General features: G+C 61.1%; 22 protein-coding genes. 18 read left to right on the forward strand and 4 right to left on the reverse strand.

Annotated elements, in window-relative coordinates; genetic code table 11:
• The first annotated feature begins 171 nt into the window (after positions 1-171).
• Positions 172-741: a cupin domain-containing protein gene (locus QWZ03_RS01045; protein WP_284197852.1), complete on the forward strand. Its 570-nt coding sequence runs from the start codon at positions 172-174 to the stop codon at positions 739-741.
• 165 nt (positions 742-906) lie between these two features.
• Positions 907-2322 carry an aldehyde dehydrogenase family protein gene (locus QWZ03_RS01050; protein ID WP_290331025.1) on the forward strand — a complete coding sequence of 472 codons (1416 nt, stop codon included), beginning with the start codon at positions 907-909 and terminating at the stop codon, positions 2320-2322.
• Positions 2323-2443: 121 nt separating this feature from the next.
• On the opposite strand, the gene QWZ03_RS01055 is transcribed toward QWZ03_RS01050, so the two are convergent.
• On the reverse strand, positions 2444-3103 hold the full coding sequence (locus QWZ03_RS01055) for a hemerythrin domain-containing protein (RefSeq protein ID WP_290331026.1): 660 nt from the start codon (positions 3101-3103) through the stop codon (positions 2444-2446).
• Complete coding sequence (locus QWZ03_RS01060) at positions 3078-4061, reverse strand: hypothetical protein (RefSeq protein WP_290331027.1); 984 nt, start codon at positions 4059-4061, stop codon at positions 3078-3080. The genes QWZ03_RS01055 and QWZ03_RS01060 overlap by 26 nt, the downstream gene beginning before the upstream one ends.
• 1351 nt (positions 4062-5412) lie before the next feature.
• Between QWZ03_RS01060 and QWZ03_RS01065 the strand changes: the two genes are divergently transcribed.
• From QWZ03_RS01065 to QWZ03_RS01105, 9 genes are all read left to right on the forward strand, one after another.
• Positions 5413-5778 carry an MmcQ/YjbR family DNA-binding protein gene (locus QWZ03_RS01065; RefSeq protein ID WP_290331028.1) on the forward strand — a complete coding sequence of 122 codons (366 nt, stop codon included), beginning with the start codon at positions 5413-5415 and terminating at the stop codon, positions 5776-5778.
• A gap of 83 nt (positions 5779-5861) precedes the next feature.
• Positions 5862-6752: a hypothetical protein gene (locus tag QWZ03_RS01070; RefSeq protein WP_290331030.1), complete on the forward strand. Its 891-nt coding sequence runs from the start codon at positions 5862-5864 to the stop codon at positions 6750-6752.
• A 35-nt stretch (positions 6753-6787) separates the two neighbouring features.
• Positions 6788-7207: a hypothetical protein gene (locus QWZ03_RS01075; RefSeq protein WP_290331031.1), complete on the forward strand. Its 420-nt coding sequence runs from the start codon at positions 6788-6790 to the stop codon at positions 7205-7207.
• Positions 7208-7223: 16 nt separating this feature from the next.
• Positions 7224-7652, forward strand: coding sequence for a hypothetical protein (locus QWZ03_RS01080; protein WP_290331032.1), 429 nt, complete (start codon positions 7224-7226; stop codon positions 7650-7652).
• A 259-nt stretch (positions 7653-7911) separates the two neighbouring features.
• The gene (locus tag QWZ03_RS01085) at positions 7912-9339 is read left to right on the forward strand and encodes a circularly permuted type 2 ATP-grasp protein (protein WP_290331033.1); all 1428 of its coding nucleotides are present in this window, start codon (positions 7912-7914) and stop codon (positions 9337-9339) included.
• On the forward strand, positions 9340-9918 hold the full coding sequence (locus QWZ03_RS01090) for a GNAT family N-acetyltransferase (protein ID WP_290331034.1): 579 nt from the start codon (positions 9340-9342) through the stop codon (positions 9916-9918). It abuts the gene before it with no gap.
• A complete protein-coding gene (locus QWZ03_RS01095) occupies positions 9919-10887 on the forward strand; it encodes an alpha-E domain-containing protein (protein ID WP_284197860.1) in 969 nt (322 codons plus the stop codon).
• Between the two features lies 1 nt (position 10888).
• On the forward strand, positions 10889-11386 hold the full coding sequence (locus tag QWZ03_RS01100; RefSeq protein ID WP_290331035.1) for an arsinothricin resistance N-acetyltransferase ArsN1 family B: 498 nt from the start codon (positions 10889-10891) through the stop codon (positions 11384-11386).
• A 103-nt stretch (positions 11387-11489) separates the two neighbouring features.
• Positions 11490-12296: a transglutaminase family protein gene (locus QWZ03_RS01105; RefSeq protein WP_284197862.1), complete on the forward strand. Its 807-nt coding sequence runs from the start codon at positions 11490-11492 to the stop codon at positions 12294-12296.
• A 16-nt stretch (positions 12297-12312) separates the two neighbouring features.
• On the opposite strand, the gene QWZ03_RS01110 is transcribed toward QWZ03_RS01105, so the two are convergent.
• Positions 12313-12825: a hypothetical protein gene (locus QWZ03_RS01110; protein WP_290331036.1), complete on the reverse strand. Its 513-nt coding sequence runs from the start codon at positions 12823-12825 to the stop codon at positions 12313-12315.
• 96 nt (positions 12826-12921) lie between these two features.
• On the opposite strand from QWZ03_RS01110, the gene QWZ03_RS01115 reads away from it, so the two are divergent.
• The 7 genes from QWZ03_RS01115 to QWZ03_RS01145 all read left to right on the forward strand — a co-directional run bounded on the left by QWZ03_RS01115 (position 12922) and on the right by QWZ03_RS01145 (position 21178).
• Positions 12922-13653 carry a proteasome-type protease gene (locus QWZ03_RS01115; protein WP_290331037.1) on the forward strand — a complete coding sequence of 244 codons (732 nt, stop codon included), beginning with the start codon at positions 12922-12924 and terminating at the stop codon, positions 13651-13653.
• 69 nt (positions 13654-13722) lie between these two features.
• Positions 13723-15300, forward strand: coding sequence for an ABC transporter substrate-binding protein (locus QWZ03_RS01120; protein ID WP_290331038.1), 1578 nt, complete (start codon positions 13723-13725; stop codon positions 15298-15300).
• A 4-nt stretch (positions 15301-15304) separates the two neighbouring features.
• Complete coding sequence (locus tag QWZ03_RS01125) at positions 15305-15784, forward strand: hypothetical protein (RefSeq protein WP_290331040.1); 480 nt, start codon at positions 15305-15307, stop codon at positions 15782-15784.
• Between the two features lie 90 nt (positions 15785-15874).
• Positions 15875-16780, forward strand: a complete 906-nt coding sequence (locus QWZ03_RS01130) for an alpha/beta hydrolase (protein WP_290331041.1) — start codon at positions 15875-15877, stop codon at positions 16778-16780.
• Between the two features lie 138 nt (positions 16781-16918).
• Positions 16919-17704, forward strand: coding sequence for a dioxygenase family protein (locus tag QWZ03_RS01135; protein WP_290331042.1), 786 nt, complete (start codon positions 16919-16921; stop codon positions 17702-17704).
• A gap of 275 nt (positions 17705-17979) precedes the next feature.
• Positions 17980-19593 (forward strand): methyl-accepting chemotaxis protein, encoded by a 1614-nt coding sequence (locus tag QWZ03_RS01140; protein WP_290331043.1) that lies wholly within the window; start codon positions 17980-17982, stop codon positions 19591-19593.
• A gap of 46 nt (positions 19594-19639) precedes the next feature.
• Entirely contained in the window at positions 19640-21178 is a 1539-nt protein-coding gene (locus QWZ03_RS01145) for a methyl-accepting chemotaxis protein (protein WP_290331044.1), read from the forward strand.
• Between the two features lie 1333 nt (positions 21179-22511).
• Here the strand turns inward: QWZ03_RS01145 and QWZ03_RS01150 are convergent.
• The gene (locus QWZ03_RS01150) at positions 22512-26960 is read right to left on the reverse strand and encodes an EAL domain-containing protein (protein WP_290331045.1); all 4449 of its coding nucleotides are present in this window, start codon (positions 26958-26960) and stop codon (positions 22512-22514) included.
• Between the last annotated feature and the right edge of the window lies 1 nt (position 26961).

Here is a 26961-nt window from a genome sequence, read left to right on the forward strand (position 1 = left end):
AGCCCCCAAACACGACACAAGCGCCATCGGTTGTGCGCCGCAATAAACGCTATATCAATGACTTTGCTGCAAAACAGTACTTGTCAGCCGGCCTAAGGCCGTATAATTTCCCACATCGAAGTGTTCACTATATTGGACACTTTACCATTACTCGATAGCAAGGAAGATGCCATGTCACTGGAAGTCAGCACCCGGCTCAAGCTGGTTCGCGAAAAGCATGCCTTGTCGCAGCGCGAACTCGCCAAGCGTGCCGGCGTGACCAACAGCACGATTTCCCTGATCGAGCAGAACCGCGTCAGCCCGTCCATTTCCTCGCTGAAGAAGGTGCTGGATGGCGTGCCCATGAGCCTGGCCGAGTTCTTTACCTTTGATATAGAAGAGCCCGCCCGGCCCTCGCCATTTTTCGAGCCGGGCCAGATGCCCGACATCGGCGGCGAAGGCGTCAACCTCTTCCTGGTGGGCCACGGTGTACAGAACCGTCATATCACCATGCTGCGCGAAGTGTATTGCGCAGGCGCCGATACCGGCGCCGAGATGCTGAGCCACGCCGGGCAGGAGGTCGGCATCGTGGTCAAGGGCGAGATCGAGCTGACCGTGGCAGACCAGAGCCGGGTACTCAAGCCGGGCGAAGGCTATTATTTTGATTCCACCCTGCCCCACCGTTTTCGCAACCTGGGTGGCGACGATGCCGAACTGGTCAGCGCCAGCCTGGTCAGCCCGAATTCGCCGCCCAGTTTTTAGGTTTTAGAGGAATGCTTACCGTTACCGAACAGGCGCCTGGGCCTTAACACAGCAGACCGCATCCTTACCCGCCGCCATCCGCCTGCGGCCAAGCACACAGGCAGTGCTTGCCCCGGCTGGGTCGGCCCTATCATCAACATGCTATCCCCATCGAGAGATCAACCCATGAAACACTACGACAAACTGTTTATCAATGGCGAATGGGTCGCCCCCCATGGCAGCGGTACCACCACGGTCTACAACCCGGCCACCGAAGAAGCCTTCGCCGAAGTCTGCAACGCCGACCTCGACGACGTGAACAGCGCCTTTGCCGCCGCCCGCGCCGCCTTCCCGGCCTGGTCGCGCACCACCGCAGCCGAGCGTGCCGACTACATCCGCAAGCTGCATGCCGCGCTGGAAAAGCGCAAGGACGCATTGGCGCTGGCCATCTCCCAATCGATGGGCTGCCCGCTGGAAATCGCCAAGATCATCCAGGTGAACTGCGTGAAGGCCTTTGAGAAGTTTGCCGACCGCGCCCATGAGATGGAAGTGGAAAAACAGGTCAACAACTCGCTGGTCGTGCGCGAACCCGTAGGTGTCTGCGCCTTCATCACACCCTGGAACTACCCGCTGTACCAGCTGATCGGCAAAGTGGCGCCCGCCCTGGCTACCGGCTGCACCATGGTGCTCAAGCCTTCCTCGGTCACGCCCCTGCAGGACATCATCTTTGCCGAAGCGGTTGCCGAAATCGGCCTGCCCAAGGGCGTATTCAATCTGATCACCGGCCGCGGCGGCGTGCTGGGTGATGCCTTGGTGACGCACCCGGAAGCCGATATGGTCTCGTTCACCGGCTCCACCGCTACCGGCCGCCGCATCCAGCAGCTGGCCGCCGAGAGCATCAAGCGTGTCTGCCTGGAGCTGGGTGGCAAGTCGCCCTTCATCATTACCGAGGACGCACCGCTGGAGCAGGCTGTCACCTTCGGCGTGAAGGATGTGATGATCAACACCGGCCAGACCTGCATCGCCCTTACCCGCATGCTGGTGCCCGCCTCGCGCTATGAGGAAGCCACCCAGATCGCAAAGCGCGTAGCCGAAAGCCTCAAGGTGGGCGACCCCATGGACAAGGACACCTTCATGGGCCCCATGAGCTCCATGGGCCAGCGCGAGACCGTGCTCAAGTACATCCAGAAGGGTCTGGACGAAGGCGCCAAGCTGGTCACCGGCGGCCTGGAGCGACCTGAAGGTCTGGACCGGGGTGCCTATGTACGGCCCACCATCTTCCGCGACGTGCACAACAAGATGACCATCGCCCAGGAAGAAATCTTCGGGCCGGTCATCTGCATGATTCCCTACACCAACCTGGCCGAGGCCATCGCCATCGCTAATGACAGCGTCTACGGCCTGTCGTCTGGCGTGTGGGCCGCCACCAAGGAAGAAGGCATCCGCATCGCCCGCGAAATACGCACCGGCGGCTGCTATGTGAACGGCGGCGACTTTAACTACGACGCACCACTGGGGGGCTACAAGCAGTCCGGCAACGGGCGCGAGTGGGGCGACTTCGGCATACACGAGTTCTACGAGATCAAGTCCATGCAGCTGTAAGTCTTGGATTGCTTGTTCATAGCAAACAGCCCCGGTTTAAACCGGGGCTGTTGCATAGCTGGCGAAGCGTAGGAAAGGCGACTCCGTAAGGGCCGAGCCAGACTTAAGCGGTAAATACATCCTAGCTGCGTTGCGCAAACAGGGCTTTCTTGCGCTCGGCAATCTCGGCTCCCAGCTCAGCCATATCTATGTCGGTTGCCTTGGCTTTGGGAAACATCTCGTTTTGTTCTTCCTTGACGTGATGCTTCACGTATTCCCCCAGTACCTTCATCTTGGCATCGAACATTTCGCCAGTCGGTTCCACACCTTCTACCTCAGCGATCAGCGCCTTCAAGGTAGCATGCTCGACTGTGGCTTCAGGAACCAGTTCCTTATCATGTAAAGCACGCTTGACCGCAGGGTAGAATATCTCCTCCTCCACCTGAGCATGCACGCTTAGTTCGGCGCATATCTGCGCTACCAGTTGCCGCTTCTTTGCCAGTGAGGGTTTCTTTTCGTATTCGTCAAACAGCCCACCCACCAAGGTATGGTCTGCCCGCAGGAGCACCGTGGCGTCCTGAGCCTTTTTCAGGCTGTTGAGTTTGCTCGTGTTGCTGATCGTAGTAGTCATGGTCTTGTCCAGTGAGTTGAGTTGCAGGTCGCCGCGGTTAGCTAGAGAAACAGGGCTATCAGGATAATGATGGGGATGGGAATACCCAGGAAAAGCAACAATAGCGAACGCATGGCAACCTCCTGTTTGTATGGGTAGACGAGGCTCAGTGATCGCGCTGACGGCCGCCATAGGTAGCAGCCAAGCTGGCGACAAACGCCCCGACCAGTAAGGAAATAAACAGCCATAAAGTGGCGTTGGCAGACGCTTTACGAGCTTGGTCAGCGGCCTCCCTGGCTGTGGTTTCAGCCGCCACCAGCGCGGCCTGCAGGCGTGCGAAAGTTTCACCCACCCGCTTTTCAGCCTCTTGCTGATTCAAACCCGTGCGTAGCGCAACCACTTGACCGACGTAGTTGAGGTCTTCCGGTGCCAAACTGCCTGCCTGAAGGGCGGTCATCAAGATACGGGTTACTTCATAGGAGGAAGTTGCTGCAGTTGGTTCCAGCCCGGGCGTGGAAGGCACACCATTGCTGTTGGTCACGCCTGCCTCCAAAGCTGCGTTACCGTCTTTACGAAACAAGGAATCGACGAAATAAGGCAGAGCCCCACTCTCACCGCCTGATCGAGTCGCCACCGCTCCCAATGGTGCACTAGCACCAAGGGTGGTAGTCATCACGGTAGACGCCATGCCATTGGTCAATGCCGCACCCGCCTGGGCGCCGCCACTGACCACCGCACCTACTGCGGAAGCCAACAGTGAAGCCGTTACCAGCGAGGCAATCGCCCAAGCCAGAAAGCCATGCGCGGTGTCACGGAAATAGACTTCATCGGTATTTATGTCCACCCAGCTGTCTCTTAATCTACCCGCCAGATAGCCTCCAAGGCCCGATGCCAGGAGCTGGGTGACCGTCAACCAGAGAATGGTGGAAGTCCCCAGGGTCGTAGCGCTAATGCCGCTGCTAGCCCACGGAGAGACCGACGACAGACCTAGGCCAACGCCCAATAGTAGTAAAATCAACGATAAAGATGCTGCTGCCGTAGCACCCGCCAATATCGCCCCCCAAGACATGGCACTGCCAGTCAGGTGTACTGCATCCAACGTATCGACGGGCGTGCTGTAAGGTACGCTTAGTTCACCGGGTTTGTTCATGATCACCTCCGAGAGAGACCTGTAGCCAAGGACACAGGCTTGTAAGCTGACTATCCCCCGCGGCACCGTGGTGAAGCGGGGGCAAGGAACTACTTGGCGTGCGGCTTGACGGCAGGTTTGGGATCGGGTTTGACGCTGGTCGCCGTGCGCTTGACTGAATCTGGCCTTGAATCTGACTTGGGGTTAGGCGCAGCCGCTTTTCCGGCACCGGCCGAGTTGTTTTTGGGGGTAGACATAATCAGGAGACCTCCTGGAGATTCCCGCCCTCCGCAGGATGCGGCGTGTCAGGATGGGTACGACACGACGACAATGGGCGCGATTGGAATGGCTGTCCGTACGCTATCGAACTGATGGAGAGCCTTGCGATGACTGCCTAGCCAATGCCCAATCCGGCGAGACACAATGAGAAACCCCGCAACTTACCTCCCCCACACCAGAGTGGGGAGGGTGAGATGACGGGGCATTCCGCTGCACCTGTATGCGGCAACTAAACTATTGCTGTTGAGTTAAGTGTGCTTGTCCTATACGCGCGTACCAGAGCGTAAACTATCAGTCCTTGAGCGCTGAGGGTGGGGCAATGCCGATGCTTGGCGTGCGGGACTATCGTTATCCTCGTGCTCACTACCGGCACTGATACCCTCCTCTCGAAATGCATCAAGATAGGCATTGACTGCATGGCAATAGCGCTGGGTGCTGCGCTCGATTGTGGAGAAGTAGCGCTGCATCACGTCAGTGGCCGCCATGCTGATGGCCTCCGAGTAACCAAGAAACTGTTGGGCCTCCTGTTTAATGGCCCGAGTGGATCGGGCCACTTCTTGCTTTGTAGCCGCTGTTACCGTCACTTCTTTCGCGGGGCCTTGATCAGGCGGGGTAGAGGTCGGTTCCCGCTGAGGACGCGTGGGACCTGATTCCGACCCTGGCTCATGACGAACGCGTGAGGGCTCGTTGTCGCCGGTTTTTGGATCGATACCATCGGTTTTTCCGGTAGTGTGACTGATAGATTCGCTAGGCTTATTCATGGTGACCTCTGAGTAAATCCTGCCGCCTGCGACATTGCAGGGTGGTCGGATCTGGAGACATGAACCTTGAGCGAGAACGAAACAGGTGTCCGTACGCTACCCCTCTTTGTATTGGAGTAGCACTGACGGTCTATCAGAGTGTATGACCCAGGTAGGGTGTGCTTGTCTTCAAACTGCATGGCTTACAGCGGCAATGAGGCCGCAACCCGACAAAAGCACTGATTCGCCTTACCTGAGCTTGGTTAGGGCACGAAAAAGTACTACGCCTTTATCTCAATGTATCCTGCCCCAGCCCCAACCAGTCCATGCAGGATCCCCCTTTGAGGCACCCCATGAACACCAGCGAACTACAGCACTATTGCAGCCAGTTCCCCGGCGCGGAGCACCAGCTTGTCGGCCCGCCGGGCAATGTGCTGGTGTACGGTGTGGGCGACAAGCAGTTCGCCTATTTCAAGCTGTCCGACCCAGAAAAATGGCGCTTCAGCATCCGCACCACGCCAGAGCGCTTCCTGGAGCTGACCGATATGCCGGGCATCAAGCCGGCCCGCTACCTAGGGCGTTTTCATTGGGTCACCATCGTCGATGTACGCAGCATGCCGCCGGACTATCTGCAGGAGCTGGTGAGCTGGTCATATAACAAGGCCTTGGCTTCGCTATCGAAAACCAGGCAGGCGCAGCTGCTGCGGCCATCCGCCTAGGCGCCCCCCAATTTGGAGGATGCACTGGCGACACAATTACGGTAGCGTGCGACGGCAAACAATCAAAAATGCAGGAGGAAAACATGAACAGGCTCTCCCTGGCGGCGACCCTCAAACCGGCATTGCTGTGCGGTAGCCTGCTGCTTGGCGGCTGCGCCAACCTGACGGCAGTCAACAGCTATGCCAGTGACACCCACCGCCTGACCACCGCATTCGAACCCATGCTGGCAGGCTCGTCCCATAGTTGCACCGCCAAGTACCTGCGCAAGAAGGCCATTACTGCGCGCGATTTCGATGCGGCCGCAGCCGAGAAGGCGGCCGCTACGCTGTGCGGGCCTATCGAAGCCGACAACAAGGTGATGACCGAGCTTAACGGCCTGCTGGGCCAATACGCCGATACGCTGACTGCCCTGGCCGATGAGCAGCTGCCCAGCTACAAGGGCGAGTTCGGCGGCCTGAAGGACTCCCTTGCCACCGTCAAACGCAAAGGCAGCGACGAGCCATTGTTTGACGATGGCAAACTCAGCGCGATTACCGGGCTGGCAGCCCATCTGAGCCGCATTGCCACTCAGCGCGCGCAGAGGGCTGCGATACGCGACCTGCTGGACCACGAGGTGGCCGTACTGGCGATCACCAATGCGCTGAACGACTACGCCCAGCACAACTACCGTGGGTGGCAGAAGGACGAGCAAAGAGAACTCGTTCTATTGCGTGAGGCGCTGGACAACGCTGGCAAGACCGAACCGCTGGCTGCCAACTACCTCAAGACCCAGCTCTTGGCGGAAGAGAAGCAGATTGCCGCCCGCGAGCAGGCGGTGGAAGCGTTCAGCGCCTCCATACGCGAGATGCAGCAAGCGCATGCACTGATCAAGCAGAAATACGATCAACCTGACGACAAGGCACTGGCAGCCCAACTCAAGCAGTTTGCCCTGGCCATTGCAAAACTGGACCGGCAGGCCAAAGCCGCCTTCTAGTGCAGCCTGGACTTGCAGCAAGGAGGAAACCCACCATGGCACTTACCATTAAGCTGACCGACAAGCATGCCTACCAGATAGCCGACACCTTTGCCCAGGCATCGGCCCGCATACTGGACTTCCGTATCGCCCATAGCGCGGCGCTGTCTGACGAGGAAGCCACCGAACTGGAAAAAGCCGAGGACAGGCTGGACCAGGCCGTAGTCCTGTTCCGTGGCTATGGCATACAGCTGCGGGGCGCGCAGGCCGAGGAGGCTGCCAGCGAGCTGCAGAGCGCCATCCACACCGCCCGGGACACCATCGCCACCATCGATAGCGTCAAGCAGGTGATCAGCACCGGCACTGCCCTGGTGGACCTGACGGTGGCCATGCTGGACAGGGACGCCAAGGGCGCGCTGGCGGCCAGTCGGCGTATCAGTGCAGCCATCAAGGGTGACGTTAGCGATGCTGCCTGAAGGGCGTGCTTGGCCTATGGCGCGCTTGCTCAAGCTGATCTCCGCCTTCGCACTGATGGCCAGTTTCTTTATGCCGCTCAGCCAGTGCACGCAGAAAGGCCCAGCAGAGGGGCCGCATGTACAAAGTGCAGCAACGAGCTATGAATGGCCCAGCACAGGCAGCCTTGTGCTGCTGCTGATGTTCGGCTGGCCGCTGGCGGGCCAAGTGCTGTCCCTACGGCAGCGCCAGCCCACCTGGCAACGCCGGTACCTGACTGTCATGGCGGAAGTGCTGCTTTCGGCAGCCACGCTGGCGACCATACTGTTCCTGCTGCTGTGGGCTAATGAGGTGCGCTATGGTGCCTATATCGCCATCGCCGCCGTACTGAGCTACCTGCTGCTTGCGGTCTGGCTGGGCTATCAGGGGCTGAAGCGGCAGGTGTCCCTGCCAGCAGCGGCTACTTAGGGCCTATTCACGATCTATTCGCCACGTGGTGAAAAAATCGTCAACGGGCTCTGAGCCATCGCAGCAGTCGGACAACGCGCCCAGCTCACACTGCCGACACGCTCATCCCCCTGCACCCGTCGTAGCGCGCACGCACCAAGACGGTGCACCCACTACACACCCCTCGCCCTCCCCCTAGGCTAAGCCCTTGGCGTATAAAGGCAGATCACACCCGGCACAACCCTTGCGTAAGGTGGATGAGACCATCCAGGGAGCCCATATGCACGCCCTTACCCTCCCCGCACCATCGCACTACGATGAGATGCTGCTGCCCAGTGGGGCTATCCGCCCGCACTATCAGCCTTTTGCCAATTGGCTGCACGCGCAGACACCCGAAGCGCTGGCCAAGAAGCGGGCCGAGGCCGATCTGTTATTCCACAAGGTGGGTATTACCTTCGCCGTATACGGCGACGAAGCCGGTGCCGAGCGCCTGATACCGTTTGATACGGTGCCGCGCATCGTGCCGGCCAGCGAGTGGCAGATGCTGGAAGCGGGCCTGCGACAACGGGTTAGCGCACTCAATCGCTTTCTGTGGGACATCTATCACGACCACGAGATCATCAAGGCCGGCCTGGTGCCGGCGGAGCAGGTATTTGCCAATGCGCAGTATCAGCCGGCCATGCAGGGGCTGGATCTACCCCATGGCATCTACGCCCATATCACGGGGGTAGACCTGATACGCCATGCCGACGGCGGCTACTACGTATTGGAGGACAATCTGCGGGTGCCATCGGGCGTCAGCTATATGCTGGAAAACCGCAAGATGATGATGCGGCTGTTTCCCGAGCTGTTTGCCCAGTACCCGGTGGCGCCCGTAGCGCACTACCCCACCTTGCTGCTGAATACCCTGCGCCACGCCAGCGTAGCTGACAGCCCTACCGTGGTGGTGCTGACGCCCGGCCCGTTCAACTCGGCCTATTTCGAGCATGCCTTCCTGGCCCAGCAGATGGGTGTGGAGTTGGTGGAGGGGCAGGATTTGTTCGTCAAGGACGACTACCTGTATATGCGCACCACCGTCGGCCCCCGCCGGGTGGACGTCATCTACCGCCGCATAGACGATGCCTTTCTGGACCCGCTGGCCTTCCGCGCCGATTCCATGCTGGGTGTGCCGGGGCTGCTGTCGGTCTACAAGCAGGGCAATCTGATCCTGGCCAACGCCATCGGCACAGGAGTGGCCGACGACAAGTCCATCTACCCCTATGTGCCGGAAATGATCCGCTTCTATCTGGGTGAGGAACCAATACTGCACAACGTGCCGACCTGGCAGTGCCGCAAGCCGGCCGAACTGGACCATGTGCTGACCCATATGGCCGAGCTGGTGGTCAAGGAGGTACACGGCGCAGGGGGCTACGGCATGCTGGTCGGGCCGGCCTCGACGGCGGCCGAGGTGGAGGACTTCCGTCTGCGGGTGCGGGCCAACCCCGCCAACTATATCGCCCAGCCCACCCTGTGCCTGTCCAGCTGTCCCACTTTTGTGGAAAGCGGCATTGCGCCGCGCCATATCGACCTGCGCCCGTTTGTGCTGACCGGCCGCGAAACCACCATGGTGGCCGGCGGCTTGACCCGCGTAGCACTCAAGGCCGGCTCGCTGGTGGTCAATTCGTCACAAGGCGGCGGTACAAAAGACACCTGGGTATTGGAGGCCTGAATGAACGCGCACATCGATATCAAGATAGAACGCATCAGCCCCGCCATGGCATCGGGCCTGTTGCCCGACCTTACCGGCTTGCTGATGGATACCGTCAACCACGGCGCCAGCATCGGCTTTCTGGCCCCGCTGGAGCTGGCGCGGGCCCATGCTTACTGGCTGGGTGTGCTGGCCAATATGGGTGATAGCGCCACCCTGCTGTGGGTAGCCCGCGCCGGCGAGCAGGTGGTTGGCACCGTGCAGTTGCATACCTGCCCCCGTGCCAATGGCCGCAACCGGGCCGAGGTCTGCAAGCTGATGGTACACAGCCGCTGGCGTGGCCAGGGCATTGCCAGCCTGTTGATGGCCGCGCTGGAGGGCATGGCCCGCAAGCTGGAGCGCGGCATGCTTTACCTCGATACCGAGGCGGGCTCCGGCGCCGAGGGCCTATACCACTCGCTGGGCTACACCCGTGTGGGAGAGATACCGGACTACGCCGCCAGCCCGGATGGCACGCTGCACCCCACGGCCATCTATTACAAACAGTTGATAGACCGTAGCCTGGTGCCGCTGGCCGTGGCGGCAGAGAGCGAGGCCTGAATGCTGTCACGCACTGCCTCTCAGCTGTACTGGATGAGCCGCTATCTGGAGCGCGCCGAAAACCTGGTCCGCATGCTGGATGTGACCCACTCGCTGTCGCTGCTGCCGCAATCGCGCGGCGCCCTGACCGAGCTGGCCGCGCCGCTCGCTGTCACCGGCTCGCTGGATGCCTTCCACGCCCGCCACAGCAGGCTCGATTCGGAGCAGTTGTTCAACTTCATGGCGCTGGATCAGGACAACCCGGCCTCGGTGCTGAGCTGCCTGCGCTTTGCCCGCGAGAACGCCCATGCCGTACGCGGCCAGATCACGGCCGAGATGTGGGAGGCCATCAACGCCAGCTGGCTGGAAGCCAAGGAGATGCCGCGTCGCGGCATACCCAGCGTGTCGGCGTTTTTCGACTGGGTGAAGGAGCGCTCGCACCTGTTCCGTGGCGCCACCTATGGCACCTTGCAACGCAATGACGCCTATTGCTTTATCCGCCTCGGCACGTTCATCGAGCGGGCCGACAATACCGCCCGCCTGCTGGATGTGAAGTCCCAGTTGATTGCCCCCGCCCAGGCCAACCTGATGCCGGTTGATGCGCCCGCAGAGAGCGCCCCCGACTTCTACGCCTGGAGCGCGTTGCTGCGCTCGCTCTCGGCCTTCGAGGCCTATCACGCGGCCTATCGCGACAGCCTGGATGGCCGCCGGGTGACCGAGCTGCTGATACTGCGGCCCGACGTGCCGCGCTCGCTGCGCGCCTGCTGCGACGAGATACGGGCCATCCTGCCGCAGATAGAAGCCGCCGAAGGCGCACTGGATGCCGGCCGGCATGTCAAACAACTGGCTGGCAAGCTGGCCGTGCAGTTGGAGTACGGCTCTGTGGACGAAATCATGGCCCTCGGCCTGCATGACTGGCTTACCGGCTTTCTGACCCGCTCGGCCCGATTAGGCGAGGCCATACGGGCCGCTTACCTGGAGGCAAATTGAGATGGAAGTGGTAATACGTGATGCCAGCGAGGCCGATGCCAAGGTCTTGGCGGCGATCTATTCGGTCTATGTGATGGAGACCACCATTTCGTTTGAGGAGGCCCCCGTCCCGCCCGAGGAAATGGCGCGGCGGGTAGCCGAAGTGCAGGCCGGCGGTCTGCCCTGGCTGGTGGCAGAGCAGGGAGGACGCTTGCTGGGTTATGCCTACGCCACCAAGTGGCGCGCCCGCTCGGCCTACCGCTTTGCCGTGGAGAGCTCGGTCTATCTGGCACCCGACGCCAGTGGCCGAGGCGTGGGTACGCGCCTGTACCAGGCGCTGCTGGCACGGCTCAGGGAGGCAGGCCTGCGCACCGTAATCGGCGGGGTAGCGCTACCCAACCCGGCCAGCGTGGCCCTGCACGAGAAACTGGGATTCAAGCCCGTAGCCTGCTTCGAGCGCGTGGGCCTGAAGCATGACCGCTGGATAGATGTGGCCTACTGGCAGCTACAGCTGGAATAGGCCCGCACACCAAAGCGCACCATCCCTTGCCACCATCCATCTGTTCGCACGCGATAGGTGGCCTGATAGGGATGTCGGCGCCCCTTTAGCAGGAGGAAACCCCATGCACCTGGCCATAGATCACGAGACACTGTACCGCTACGACAGCCCGGTGGCCCGCAGCACCCAGTACCTGCGGCTGACGCCACGGCCATCCGATCGCCTGCGCGTCATCGAGTGGCAACTTACCCTGCCCGCACAGGCGGCGCGCGGCCTGGATGCCTACGGCAACGTGCTGCATGTGCTGACGCTGGACAAACCGCACAGCGAGATCCGCCTGCATGCCACCGGGGTGGTCGAGACATCGGATGCGGCGCCCTCCCCCATGCGCGACGATAGTCTGCCGCCACAGTTGTTCCTGCGCGATTCGCCATTGACCCATGCCGATGCCGCCCTGCAGGACTTTGCCCAGCAGCACCACGCGGCCGTGGTAGCAAACCGGCTGGCTGGCCTGGGTGCACTGATGCAGGCCGTGGGAGAACGCATGCCTTACACCCCCGGCAGCACGGATGTCGCCACCGCTGCGGCCGATGCCTTTGCCCAGGCGCGCGGGGTGTGCCAGGACCATGCCCATGTCTATGCCACCTGCTGCCGCCTGCTGGGCATACCGGCCCGCTACGTCAGTGGCTACCTGGCGGCCGACGCAGAGCATGTGGCCAGCCACGCCTGGGTAGAGGCCTGGCTGGAGGAAGGCTGGCTGGGGTTCGACGTCAGCAACCAATGCCTGGCCGGCAACCGCCATGTTCCATTGGCCGTGGGGCTCGATTATCTGGACGCCTGTCCGGTAAGGGGAATGCGGCAGGGTGGCGGAGGCGAAAGCCTCCATGCAGTGGCACGAGTAATGCAGGCCGCGCCATGGCAGGATCAGTGATGACGCCAGGTCGCTGTCAGTTGTGGACGGCTCGCATCAAGCCATCGAAGTCGTAGGGCTTGCCTCGCGCGCTCGATTCGACATAGGCGATATAGGAGAAAAAGTTTCGGCAGCGCAGCAGGATACGATCACGCCCGAGCTCATCGTTATATTTCGCCGCGTCCTGCGCGACCCGGCTAAGCAAGGTCGCTTTCACCAGCGCGGCAGACTGGGGCGACTCTACCTTCAGCTCACTAGCGATATAGAGATCCAACTGCTTGTAGGGATGCACGAACACATCATATCGCCCACCGGTCCACGATTCGTATTGCGATAGGGCGCGGGCGTCATAGCGTTTCTGGCAGCGCTTCGCCATGTCGCGCCCCCGGGCATCTGCGATGATGGGGATCATCATCTTGCGGAAATAGGCATTATCCTCATCTATCGAGCCTGCTGCGCAGGCCAGGGGCGACAACGCTGAGGCCAGCAGACCAAAAACAGCCATGCGCGCGCCAGCCATAGACACGACACAGTGTTGCCACATAGACATATTGCCTTCCCGCTGAGGTGGGATGTGCGCGGGTCTTGCCCACAGCGCTACGCATCCCGTTAAACTGCCTGCCATTCTACTGACTTCCGCCACGCCATGACCTATTGCGTCGCCATGCGGCTGGATACCGGCCTGCTGTTCGCCTCCGACTCCCGCACCAATGCCGGGGTCGACCATATCGCCACCTTCCGCAAGATGCATGTGTTCGAGCAGCCCGGCAAAAGGCTGATTGTGCTGCTGAGCGCCGGCAACCTGGCCACCACCCAGAGCGTGGTGAGCTTGCTGCGGCAGCGGCTGGATGACGATGCGGTCAATCTGCACAACGTCGCCACCTTGTATGACGCAGCCGCCCTGGTAGGCAACACGGTCAAGGAAGTGGTGGCCCGCTACGCCAGCGAAGGCACTCTGGGACAGGGGGTGGATTTTGGCGCCAACTTTATCGTGGGCGGGCAGATACGGGGCGAGACGACGCGACTGTTCCAGGTCTACCCACAGGGCAATTTCATCGAGACCTGCGAGGACACCCCCTACTTCCAGATTGGGGAATCCAAGTACGGCAAGCCCATCATAGACAGGGTGGTGCGCAGTGATACACCGCTGCCCGAGGCCGCCAAATGCACGCTGATCTCGTTTGATTCCACCATACGCAGCAATCTGTCGGTGGGCTTGCCCATAGACATGCTGCTTTACGGTGCCGATACCTTTGTGCCGGCCGCACCGCACCGCATCGATGGCGATGATCCCTATTTCAACAAGCTGCGGCGCGGTTGGGGAGAAGGGCTGCGGCGGGTGTTTGCCAAGCTGCCCGATGCGGACTGGTTTGAATGATGGAGTCCTCGGCCGTACCGTATTGACGCCCAGAGGCACACATACCAATAAAACGAGAGAGGAAGAACCATGCACACCATCCGACTGGCCCTGTTGGCCCTTGCCACTGTCAGCGCACTTGCCGCCAAGCCCTTGGTCATCTGTGCCGATGCCGACCCGGATGGGTTCGATCCGGCCCAGAGCGCCAATACCACTACCCATGCGGCCTCTGCAGCCAAGCTCTACAACAACCTGATCGAATACCTGCCCGGCCCCTTCAAGTTCACCCCCAGCCTGGCAGCCCAGTGGGATATCTCGGCCGATGGCTTGGTCTACACTTTCAAGCTGCGGCGTGGTGTGAAGTGGCATAGCACCGACAGCTTCAAACCCAGCCGCGATTTCAACGCCGACGATGTGCTGTGGACACTGCAGCGGCAGATCGACCCCAGCCACCCCGGCGCCAAGGCCGCGCCCGCAGGTTTCCCCTATGCCAACTCCGGCGACTGGAAGAACCTGTTCAAGAGCGTGGAAAAAATCGACGACCACACCGTCAAGCTGACGCTCACTAAGCCCTATGCCCCCTTGCTGGAGCGCTTTGCCCACCCTGCCCTGGCCATCGTCTCGGCCGAATACGGCAAGCAGCTCGACAAAGCCGCCACCCCGCTGCTGATCAGCAGCCACCCGGTAGGCACCGGGCCTTATCAGTTGAAGAAGTTCGACAAGGGCGCCCAGGCGCGGTACGACGCCAACCCACGTTACTGGCGGCAAAAGCCGGCCATCGATAAATTGATCATCGCCACCGTCAGCGACCCGGCAGTGCGGGCGCAAAAGCTGCTGGCCGGCGAATGCCATCTCGCCGACACCATCAAGCCGCAAGACCTGCCGCGTTTTGACGGCAATGCCCAGTTCGCAGTCACCCCCCTGCGCATCCAATCCAGCAGCCAGCTGTTTTTCAATGTGGGCCGCAAACCATTCGACGACAAGCGGGTACGCCAGGCACTGGCCTCGGTCATAGACCGTGCCGCCCTCGTCAAAAGCGTGTACGACGGCCGGGCCGAGACCGCCGCGACGCCTTACTCGCCGCGCAGCCTATGGGGCGTGGAGGCAGTCAGACCTGCTGCGCCCGACTTTAACCGTGCCCGCAAGCTCCTGGCCGAGGCAGGCTACCCCCAAGGTTTTGAAGCTGAAATGTGGGTGCGGCCGGGGGGTTCCGGCACCAATCCCAACTTCAAGCTGACCGCCGAGCTGATACAGGCCGACTGGGCCAAGCTGGGTGTCAGGCTCAACCTGGTGAACGTGGAGTGGACTGAACTGGTCAAGAAAGCCCGCGCCGGCGAAGCACCCAGCCTGCTCAGTGGCTGGAGTGGCGCACTCGACCCCGATGGCTTCTACAGCAACCTGGCTAGCTGCGATGCCGCCGGCAATGGCTACAATTTCGCCCAATGGTGCAGCCCGCAGGTCGATGCCGCCCTGGATGCCGCACGTGTCGCCACCAAGCAGGCCGATCGGGCCAAGCGCTACGTGGATGTGCAGAAAATACTGGCCGATGAAGTCCCTTTTACCACCCTGACCTACCCCTTGCAGGTGGTGATACACGACCGCAAGCTGCTGGGGGTGGAGCCCACGGCCGGCGAGAGCTTCAAGGTGGAACAAGTACGCTGGAAGTAAGGTCATGCAGCCTGCCGCCAGGACTCGTGCACCCAACCGCTATCTGATTGCAGCTGGCATTGCCGCGCTGGCGGCTAGCCTGCTGCACCTCGCCATCCCCCTTGGCGGGCCCAGCTGGTATGCCTTTTTTGGGGCGCCGGATGGGCTCGTCGCCATGGCCAGTGCCGGCCACTGGTACCCAGTGGTCTGCTGCCTCGTCATCGCCCTGGCCTTGCTGCTGGCCGCCGCCTATGCCTTCTCTGGGGCTGGCATGTTGCGCCGCCTACCGTGGCAGCGCACCGTGCTGCTGGGTATCGCAGCCGTGCTGGTGCTGCGTGGCATCGGGTTCATACCGCTGATGCTGTGGCAGCCCGAGCGCCTGGTCGATATCTGCAACTGCCAGGGTGTAGATACCTTCCTCGTCATCACCTCCTTGCTTTGCCTGACCATGGGCATGGCCTACGCCCTGGGCACTCGACAACTCTGGCGCCAGCCCGACTGCTAACGACTGCCCCAGCACCATCCAGCGCCCCGCCACAGGCACGCCTGCCTACACAAGCTCATCTGGCTTTACCGATACAACCAAGAAAGTACCATGCTGAACCGCGCCACCACGCCTTTGCTGATCGCTCTCGGCCTGCTGATCCAGGCCACCACACTGGCCAGTACCGCCGCCCGTCCCTACACCCTGGAGCACACCGAGGTCCGCAGTGTTCCGTCCAGGATACTGCCGCGCGACTACGAGATTTTCGTCAGCCTGCCCGAGTCCTACAACAAGACGCAGAAACGCTACCCGGTGCTGTTCATGACCGACGCCAACTACGCCTTCCCGCTGGTGCGCAGCATCAACCGGCGGGTCAACGACTATGGCCGCAATCTCGATGAGGTCATCCTGGTTGGCTTGTCCTATGCCAGGGGCGACAGCCCGATCACCAGCCGCAACCGTGACTACACCCCAACCGATATCGTGCTCAAGAAGACACGCCGACCCGGCCAGGGCGATGGTCCCTATGGCCAGGCCGAACCCTACGGCCGCTTTATCAGCGAGGAAGTCCTTCCCTTCGTGGCCCAGCACTACCGTGCCGACATGAGCAAGAAAATCTACGTCGGCCACTCCTACGGCTCGCTGCTGGGGCTGCACCTGCTGTTCCGCAAGCCCGACACCTTTGACTATTATGTCCTGGGCAGCCCCTCGCTCTGGTACGACCGCTACCATATGCTGGATGTAGAGCGCCAATACGCCGCCAGCAACAAGAACCTCTCCGCCCGCGTCCTGATGGTGGCCGGCGCCTTCGAGGCAGTACAGCCAGGCTCGGACAACCCCCGCTATGCCAAGGAGACCGACATGGTGAAGGACATGCAGCACTTCGAGCAGCAATTGAAGGGGCGCGGCTATCCAGGCTTGTCGATACGCTCGGAAGTCATCAAGGACGAAGATCACCTGACAGTGTTCCCCGCCCTGATTACCCGCGGGCTGCTGTGGGCCTTGCCCAAGCGCTGAGCGGCGCTAAGTGCTTGACCGCAGCGAGGCAGGCGCAGGCATCCATCAAATTTTCCGACCTAGAAGTTGATTTCTTTCCGCTATCACCCCAATCGGGCACTGCTGATAATGGATTCAACTCATTGAAGGAATTCGATCATGTCTCGCCTGCCCAGCCTGTTCATCTCCCATGGTTCGCCCATGCTGGCCCTGGATGCCGGCCCCACCGGCGCAGCCTGGGCCAGGATAGCCCAATCGCTGCCCCGGCCCCGTGCCGTACTCGTCGCCTCGGCGCATTGGCTGACCAGCCTGCCGGCTGTCAGCACCACCGCCAGCCCCGCCACCATCCATGATTTCCACGGCTTCCCCGAGCCTTTGTTCCAACTCCAGTACACCCCACCCGGCGCCCCCGCCGTGGCTGAGCGCGCCGCCGCCTTGCTGGCAGCCGCCGGACTACAAGTGGGTATCGACCCTGGCCGTGGCCTTGATCACGGTGCCTGGGTGCCACTCAAGAACATGTACCCCACCGCCGATATACCGGTGTTTCAGCTCACCATACAGCCCCGCGAGCATCCGGCCCATCACCTGCGTGTTGGTCATGCATTGGCCGCACTGCGGGACGAAGGTGTGCTGATCATCGGCTCGGGTAGCATTACCCATAATCTGCGCGAACTGGAATGGGACGCCCCCGCAGACACCGCCATCAACGAGTATGTGCCGGCATTCCAGCAATGGGTGTACGACAAGCTGCTGGCGGGTGACCAGGCCGCACTGCTGGACTACCGCAAACAGGCTCCCGGCGCACAGCGCGCCCACCCGACCGAGGAGCACTACCTGCCGCTCTATGTCGCACTTGGTGCGGCAGGGCCCGATGCAAAGGCCGAACGACTGCACACCGGCCTGACCAACGGTGGCTTGGCCATGGATGTTTACGCCTTCCACTAGACGGACGGAAAGCACAAAAACCCCTTCTATATCAGTGCATTAGATAGAAAAGGCACGTTATTCTCCACCTGGAGAAGGCTAGCGCTTGCATAGCCTGCTCTTGCCGACTACACCGGTTGGAGGAACTCAAGGAAATCTCGCTTCCGTCACCCTGCAGCCTTGCATCAGCCCAGTCTGTCTCAGCCATGCCGCACCGGCTGAGTCGAAACGGCAAGCTTGCGCCTGGTGGCAAGGTCTCCGAGGGCCCCTACCTGTCCCTACTCCCGGAGCCCGTCATGCGTATCTCTCAAAAACTTGCCCTGGCATTTGGCGCCCTTGTTGTGTTTGTCGCCGTGATGGGGGCCATGGGCATCTATTCGTTGACGGCGCTTGATAGCGCACTGGTAGGGGTCACCGACGATGCCTTGCCTGGGGTGCGCTATACCGGCGCCATCCGCGCGGAGGCCATCGACTTCCGCAATCGTGAAACCCAGTTGCTGATCGCCAAAAATGCCGAGGAAATTACCGAGACGCTAGGCCGCCAGAAGAAGAACCTCGAGGCTTTGCAACAATACGAAACCGAATACGCCCGGCATTTGGCTGACGACACAGAAAAATCCCTGTTTGCCGAGTACCAGAAGCAGCAGAAAGCCTACCTGGATTCGCACGCAGCATTCCGCAAGATCGTGGAAGCCGGTGACGCCGAAGGCGCCCTTGCCTACTTCCGTGGCGACGGCCGCAAAGCCTTCCGAAGCTTCCTGCCTGCGGTGGACAAACTGGTGGAATTCAATACCAAGTCTGCGGATGTACTGACCAAGACTGCCCACGATGACTACGCCACAGGCAGGAACTGGCTGATCGCATTTGCCATCGTGGTCAGTATCCTGGCATTGGCCCTGTCTGTCTGGATCGTGCGTAGCATCACCGGGCAGTTGGTGCGCCTGTCGACAACCATACGCGAGATAGAGCGCGATCTGGATTTCACCCGCCGGGTACCGGTAACGGGCCGCGACGAAATTGCCGACACGGCCATGGCCTTCAACTCATTGGCCAACAATGTGCAAGGCGTGCTCAAGAACGCAGGCGAGGCCAGCACCAAGCTGATGGAGATGGTATCGCAGCTGGGCAGTTCCGCCAGCGAAGTGTCGGCCGGCTCGCGCAAGCAGAGCGATGCCTCCAATGGCATGGCAGCCGCCATAGAGCAGCTGTCCACCAGTATCAGCCAACTATCCGACAGTGCCCGCGAAGCCATGCAGCACTCGCTGAACGCCGACCAGAATGCCGAGAGCGGCGGCAAGGTCATTGCCCGCACCGTGATCGAGATGCATGGCATTGCCGAATCCATAGACCAGGTTGCCGCCAGCATACGCGAGCTGGGTGAACGCTCGCAGGAGATAGGCGGCATCGTGCAGGTGATACGGGAAGTCGCGGAACAGACCAACCTGCTGGCGCTCAACGCGGCCATCGAGGCTGCGAGGGCAGGTGAACAAGGACGCGGCTTTGCCGTGGTGGCAGACGAGGTACGCAAACTGGCCGAGCGGACGACGGAAGCCACCCGCGACATAGGCGACAAGATAGGCGCAATACAGGGCTCCTCCAGTGAGGCCAGTGGTGCCATGCAGCAAGCACAGAGCCGGGTTGCCGGCGGGGTGGCGCTGGCAGGGCAGATAGGCGACACCGTACGCACCATCACCGAGGATGCCAAACTGGTGGAATACGAGGTCCAGACCATCTCCACCGCCCTGAAGGAGCAGGATCAGGCCGGCCACCAGATCGCCCAGCATGTGGAGCAGATTGCCAATATGGTGGAGCGCAACAGTGTGGCGGCATCACTGACCACACGGCTGTCTGGCGAGCTGGAGAGCATCGCCGCCAATATGCGCCTGGAGATTGCACGTTTCAGGGCTTGAGCCGGCAGACACAGAGTGGCGCCAAGCCACCCGTGCAGGAGGAAACATGATAATCCGCTTGAGCCTGCGCCAGCGCCTGGCGCTGGCCTTTGGCGCCGTACTCTTGCTACTGGGCGCCCTGGCTGCGACGGCGCTGTATCGGCTGGAAACCACCCAGCAGCAGTTGCGCAGCATCGTCCAGCAAGACATGCAGGCCATGCAGGATGCGCAGGCCATCTTTACCGCCGTGCGCGATATTTCGGTGGCTGTCCGCAACATTGCCCTGTTCAGCGAACCAACTGAGGTACGCCGGGAGATAGCCCGTATTGAAGAAAACCGCCGCCTCTACCAGCGACGGCATGCTCACCTGGCGGCCCTGATAGCAGCCAATACCCAATCCCTGCCGGCCGAGCGAGCCATCCTGGCCAAACTGCCAGCACTGGAACGGGCGACTCAGCTGGCCATAGACGATGCCATCGCCATGGCGACCAGCCCCGACAGTACCCAGCTGGGGCGTGCGTTGCTCAAACAGGTACGCCCTCATCAAAGCCGCTGGCTGGCCGAGTTGGATGCGCTGGTGCAATTACAGTACCGCAAGAGCGAACGCGCCTACCTGGCAGCTGAATCACGCTATGCCAGCACCCGCCTGCAGGTGCTGCTGCTCAGCCTGCTCGCCGTACTGATCAGCCTGGCTACCGCCTGGCTATTCAGCCACCGCCTGCTCCGGCAACTGGGTGGCGAGCCCGACTATGCCGCCGAGGTAGCGCAAAGAGTCGCAGCAGGCGAGCTGTGCCTGCAGATAGAGACGGCCAGCAACGACCGCAGCAGCCTGCTTTACGCCATACGGCAGATGGTGGAGCGCCTGCATCGCATCATCACCGAGATCAATGCCGCCGCTGGTGTCCTCAACCTGGCATCCCAGCAGGTAAGCTGCACCGCCCAGGGGCTGCAGCAAAGCGCCACCGAACAAGCCGCCAGCCTGGAAGAAACCGCCGCCTCCATCGAACAGTTCAGTGCCTCCATTGCCCACAACCACGAGAACGCCCGCCACACCGATACCGTCGCCAGCCTCGCCGCCACCGAAGCCCAGGCCAGCGGCAGCGCCATGGCCGCCACCGTGGATGCCATGGCAGGCATCACCGCCAGGATAGGGTTGATAGAGGATATCGCCCATCGCACCAACCTGCTGGCCCTGAACGCTGCCATCGAAGCTGCCCGAGCCGGCCAGCAAGGCAAGGGGTTTGCCGTGGTCGCCAGCGAGATACGCAAGCTGGCAGAGCGCAGCCAGTTGGCCGCGCACGAGATCATCGATGTATCGAGCACCAGCATGGCGCGTGCCCATCAGGCCGGCGAGCTGGTCAAGACCATGGTGCCCAATATAGAGCACACCTCGCACCTAATCCGCGAGATCGCGCTCAACTCAGACGACCAAGCTGAAGGGGTGCAGCAGGTCAATACCGTGGTCAGCGAACTGAATATCGTCACCCAGCTCACCGCCTCCACGGCCGAAGAACTGGCCGCAACGGCAGAGGAACTCAGCCAGCAGGCCGAGCAGTTGCTACGGATGATAGGTTACTTCAGCATACAGGCAAGGGAGCCCTTATAGGTTTGGCGGCGCTCACGGAGCCCCGCGTAGCGGCTCTGGTCAGGCGTGCGATTGCTGACAGTAGATGGACAACAACGCCAGACGGGTTTTGTTAGCCGCTCTTAGCGGCTCCAAATACGATTGTATCCCTTATACCCACTACCAAATAGCGTCGTGAAAAAGAGACTGGTCGACGCCAAATCCAGCAGCAATTGAGCTGACTACGTCAGTGCATCGCCCCAATCTTGACAGCAAATGGCATGGCCCATAGAATGAAAATTGGGTTGACTTAGCCATAAAGTTTTTATCCATACTTCATCTCGATACAAGCTGCCCAGCGCCTCCTCAATCAATGTTTATTGAAAAACACTCGAACAAGCCACGATTTATTTTCATCATCCCGCAACAAATTCCGGCCCCAACCATCAATACATCACACAGTAAATAGTGGGTTACAAACTCAATATGCTAACACGCCTAGAGATCTTATCCTTTCACATAGCGGCACTTATCATTGCCAGCATCTTATTACTGCCACTAGCATCGGAAATTTACACATCCGTACTGCAGGCCATACTTTCCGCAAGAGCCGACAGCGGTGAAGATATTTTGCAGCGCTTTAACTTGGTGTATATTATCACCGCCGCAATCTACCTTGGCCTACTAATTGCCAGCGTTTGTGTCATGGCTCTCATGACCGGCTCTCACCATGTGCAACTCTGGAAGAAATCCGACGTACACATACCGTCATTGTTAGTTCTAATTGGGCATTTAAGCATTATCGCAATAATCTTCACAATTAACCGCACATACAAACCCGACTATCTATTTCCAATGCTACTAAAAATCCTATTGAACATAAGCCCCTTTGCCATACTAGGCGGAACCATGTACGCAACAGGTATCATAAAAATCATGCGCCGAATTTCCAGCGCACGACAACAGCTTAGGAACAATTCACAATAAAGCGATTAACGTATCACGCAGATACATTGTTAGGCGAGCGGCCAGACTAGCGTCAGGTTGAGTTCACCCCTCAAAGTACATACGTTGCACACCGATTCACCCAGTGTATGGCAATGAGTGGCGACGTATCAAAACAGACCTGATGGCTTGGTGAATAGGTATCGCCAGCAGTATGGTGAGAAACTCTTGGCGCGGTCAGTCAAGTGGAAGTCCGATGAGTTCCACACCAGTCTGATAGGCCGCCGAGATTTTATTACCCCGCCCAAGACCGGCTAACAAAAACCAGCGTAGCGGTTCTGGCTAGGCAAGCGAGCGATTGTGCGCGTAGCACAAAGTACGTGGGTACAGCAGGCTCGCACAACAACGCCAGAAGGGTTTGTTAACCGCTCTAAACCAGTGAAGACGGTGCCCCCTGCCATGCCAGTTGCGGGTAGCGTGGGGCCAGGATGGTGCTTTCGAACTGCTCGGCTGGCACAGGGCGGCTCAGGTAATAGCCCTGCATGTAGTCGCAGCCCAACTGCCCCAGAAAATCTCGCTGCTCCGGTGTCTCCACGCCCTCGGCCACCACTTGCAGGCGCAGGCTGTGGGCCAGGGCCACGATGCCGGTGACGATGGCGGCGGCGTCGGGGTCGGTGGTGACATCCTGAGTAAAGGAATAATCGACCTTGAGCGCATTGACCGGAAAACGCTTGAGGTAGCTGAGCGAGGAATAGCCGGTGCCGAAGTCGTCGATCGCCAGGTTCAGCCCCAGCGCCTTCAGCGCGTGCAGGCTGGATACAGCGTCGTGAGCCCGTTCCATCAGCACGCTCTCGGTGATCTCCAGCGTCAGGCAGTGTGGCGGCAGGCCGGTCTCGGTCAATATCCTGTCTACCAGTTCCACAAAGTTGGGTTGGGCCAGTTGCACACCAGAGAGGTTGACCGCCATCTGCAGACGCGGCACACCGGCTGCCAGCCAGCGCTGAGCCTGTATGCAGGCGGTGCGTAGCACCCACTCCCCTATGGGTACGATCAGACCGGTTTCCTCGGCCAGCGGAATGAACTCGGCCGGCGAGATCATGCCCCGGTTGGGGTGGTTCCAGCGCAGCAGGGCTTCCATGCCAAACAGGTGGCCACTGATGGTCTCGACTTCGGGCTGGTAATGAACCAGCAGCTCCTCGCGCTCCAGCGCCCGGCGCAGGGCACTCTCCAGCCGGAGATGCTCGGACACCGAGGCATCCATGCCGGCTTCGTAGAACTGGAATCCGCCATTGGCCCGCTTGGCCCGATACATGGCGGTATCGGCATGGCGCAACAGGGTACTGGCGTTGTTGCCATCCACCGGAAACAAGGAGATGCCGATACTGGTGGAGATAAAGATATCGTGCCCTTCTATCTCAAAGGGGCTACCCAGGGCGCGTTCTATCTTCTGTGCGGCATTGGCCGCTGCCGCTGGGTCCGGCAGCTCATCGAGCAACACGGTGAACTCGTCCCCCCCCAGCCGCGCCACGCTGTCGCTGCTGCGCACGCAATGGCGTATGCGCTGCCCCACCAGCTTGAGCAGCCGGTCGCCTATCTCGTGGCCCAGGGTGTCGTTGACGAACTTGAAGCGGTCCAGATCCAGGAACAACAACGCCAGGGCATGGTCGGTGCGCTCTGCCCGCTCTATGGCCTGCTTAAGCTCCTCGGAGAACTGCGCCCGGTTGGGCAGGTCGGTCACGGTATCGTGATAGGCTAGGTGGCGCACATGGCGCGAGGTGCGCGTGGCATCCACCACTCGCCGCACGCGCTGCTGCACCACAGCCAGGTGGATGGGCTTGGTCAGGTAGTCGCTGGCGCCAACGGCAAAAGCCTGCTCTATCGACTGGTTGTCGTCCAGCGCGGTAATCATCAGCACCGGGATATCGCGGTACTCCGGCATTTCCTGCAGGCGGGCACAGGCAGTGAAGCCGTCCATGCCGGGCATCAGGCCATCCATCAGTATCACATCAGGTGCGCACTGGCCCAGCAAGGCCAGCGCCTCGTTGCCATCGCCGGCCTCCACCACCTGGAAGCCGCCGCGCTCCAGCGCATGGCGCAAGGCCGAGCGGGTGCTGCGGTCGTCGTCCACCACCAGCACCAGGCCCGCATCGCCGGTACTTTCCAGCAACGAGGCCTGCGCGCCTTTCAGCTCCTGCAGCAAGGCCTGCTTGGTCAGCGCATACTCGGCATGCAGGCGGCTGAGCAAGGATTCAGCGTTTTCGGTCTGCCCCACTTCGGCCAGCGCCTCGATCTCGCGTGCCAGGCTGGCGACGGCGCCAGCACCCAGGGTGCTGCTGGCGCCCTTGATGGCGTGCGCAGTCTGGCGCAGGCGTGCTGCATCCTGGGCGGTGGCAGACTGTGCCAGGGCCTCCAGGTAAACCGGCATATCCTCCAGGTAGGGTTCCACCGCCTGATTGATACGCTCGCCCAGCGCCTCGCGCAGCTTGCCGAACGCCACGGCATCCAGCGGTTCGCGATTCTCGGCCGCCGCCGGCTCCGCTGGCACAGTGCCATCGTTGGGTACCACCACCGGCAGCTTGGCCCACTGGCCTATCATGCCCCCTACGGCTCCCAGGGTCAGCGGCTTGGGCAGATGGTCATCCATGCCCGCCGCCAGGCATTTTTCTATATCTCCGCGCTGGATATTGGCCGTCATGGCCACAATGGGCACGCGGCCGCCGCCTTCGGCCTCCATCGCCCGGATCGCCGCCGTCGCCTGGTAGCCATCCATATGCGGCATATTGCAATCCATCAATACCAGATCGTACCGTTGCCGCTTGAACGCCCGTAGGGCCTCGTGGCCATCGCCCACGATCTCGACCTGGCATCCCAGCATGGCCAGCATGCTTTCGGCGATAGCCTGGTTGGTACGATTATCCTCGGCCACCAGCACCCGGCAGCGCCCAGCCAGGCGAGGCGCTTCCACCACCAGTGGCAGTGCAGCCTGCTGATCCTGCTCGGCTATGCAGGCCAGCAGCTTTTCCATCCGCAGGGGCTTGCTCAACAGGGCATCCACGCCCTGCTGCGCCGCAGGGGCCACGCCCAGCCGATTCATGGCGATGATGTAGGTGTCGCGCAGTGCCTCGTCGGCGCGTATCTGCTGCGGCAGGTTGCCGCCCTCGGGGCTGGCGAAGTCGCTATCTAGTATCACTAAGCTGCATGCCGTGCCGGCTGCAGCCTGTGCCTTGAGCCAGTCCAGTGCCTCCGCGCTGCCTTGGGCCGCCGTACAGACAAAGCCCCAGTTAGCCAGCGACTGCTCCAGAAAATGCCGTACCGCCGCACTTTCTTCCACCAGCAGCACGCTACGCCCCTGCCAACCCGGTTGGCGCTCCGGCACGCTGGGTATCTCGCTGGCGGCCTGCAGTGGCAGAGTGAACCAGAAACGGCTGCCCTTGCCGTCCACGCTTTCCACATTGATCTCGCCGCCCATCAAGCCCACCAATTGGCGGCAGATGGACAAACCCAGGCCGGAGCCACCAAAGCGCCGGGTTGTCGAGGTATCACCCTGGGTAAATGAGTCGAAGATGCGTGACTGGGCCTGCTCGCTCATGCCTATGCCGGTGTCCACCACCTCAAAGCGCAAGGTGTCGGTATCGGCCAGCGCCACCCTCACTACCACCTCACCGTGCTCGGTGAACTTGATGGCATTGCCGACCAGATTGGTCAGCACCTGGCGGATGCGTGTCGGGTCGCCCTTGACCTTGACGGGCACGTCCGGCGCTGCCAGGTAGGCCAGGTCCAGGCCCTTCTGATGGGCTTGCGGCGCTAACAGCTCGATCACATCCTCGCTCAAGCGGCGGGGGTTGTAGTCAGTCAATTCCAGTTCCAGCTTGCCAGCTTCCAGCCGCGAGAAATCCAGGATGTTGTTGACCAGATCCAGCAGGTATTGCGAGGAATCCCAGGCCATCTGCACAAACTGGCGCTGCTTGGCCGGCATGGGGGTAGAGATCAGAATATCCAGCGTGCCAATCACGCCATTGAGGGGAGTACGTATCTCGTGGCTGACGGTGGCAGCAAACTCGGCCTTGAGCGTGGCAAAGCGCATTGCCTCGTCACGCGCCTCGCGCAGCTCCTGTTCGCGCGCCTCCAGCACGGCAATCATGCTGTTGAAGGCCTGGGCCATCTCGGCAATATCGTGGGGGCCTGCCAGATCGGCCCGCACCCCCGTCTGCCCCTGCTCAGCCTGTGCCATGCGCTGCGCCAGTTGCGCCAGCGGACGGCTGAGCCTGCGGGTAAGCAGCCGTATCAGGAACAACAGCACGAAGGCCGCCAGAAAGCCGGTGGCGAAGTTGACCACGAAGACTTCAGTCACCATGCGCTTGAGTGTAGCCTTGCTCTGCACCACCCGCACATAGCCTATGCGTTCGCTCTTTTGCTCCTCCACCGCAAAGGGCGAGGCCTCGCCGCCTTCCTTGCCCATGACCGGCGCGATGAAACGCCAGGCTTCATCGGTCTCGCCCTCCAGCATGACCTGGCCGGCCTTGACAGCCATTTCATCAGCCAGTTGCACCACCCTGCCGTCCCTGTCCCTGGCCAGCAGTAGCCGGCCATTGGCATGGCGTATCTCCACCCGGCTGACGTCAGGAAAATCCAGCGCCACCTCAACTGCCGCATTGGCATTCTCGGCAGCGTCGTACAGCAGGGCCAGCTTGCTTTGGCGTGCCAGGCTCTCGGTCACCCCCTCGCCCTGGCCGCGAAGCAATTGCCGTATCTGGCTGCTGCCCTGCCAGGAGCTGGCCATGGACGACAGCAAGGCCAGGCACAGCACCCCAGCGGTCACCGAGATGCTGATCTGTTGCCGGAAATCGGCGTTATGCAGGAATTTGTCGACTAGCTTCATT

This window comes from Chitinimonas viridis, from assembly GCF_030409555.1.
In the GTDB taxonomy this organism is placed as follows: domain Bacteria; phylum Pseudomonadota; class Gammaproteobacteria; order Burkholderiales; family Chitinimonadaceae; genus Chitinimonas; species Chitinimonas viridis.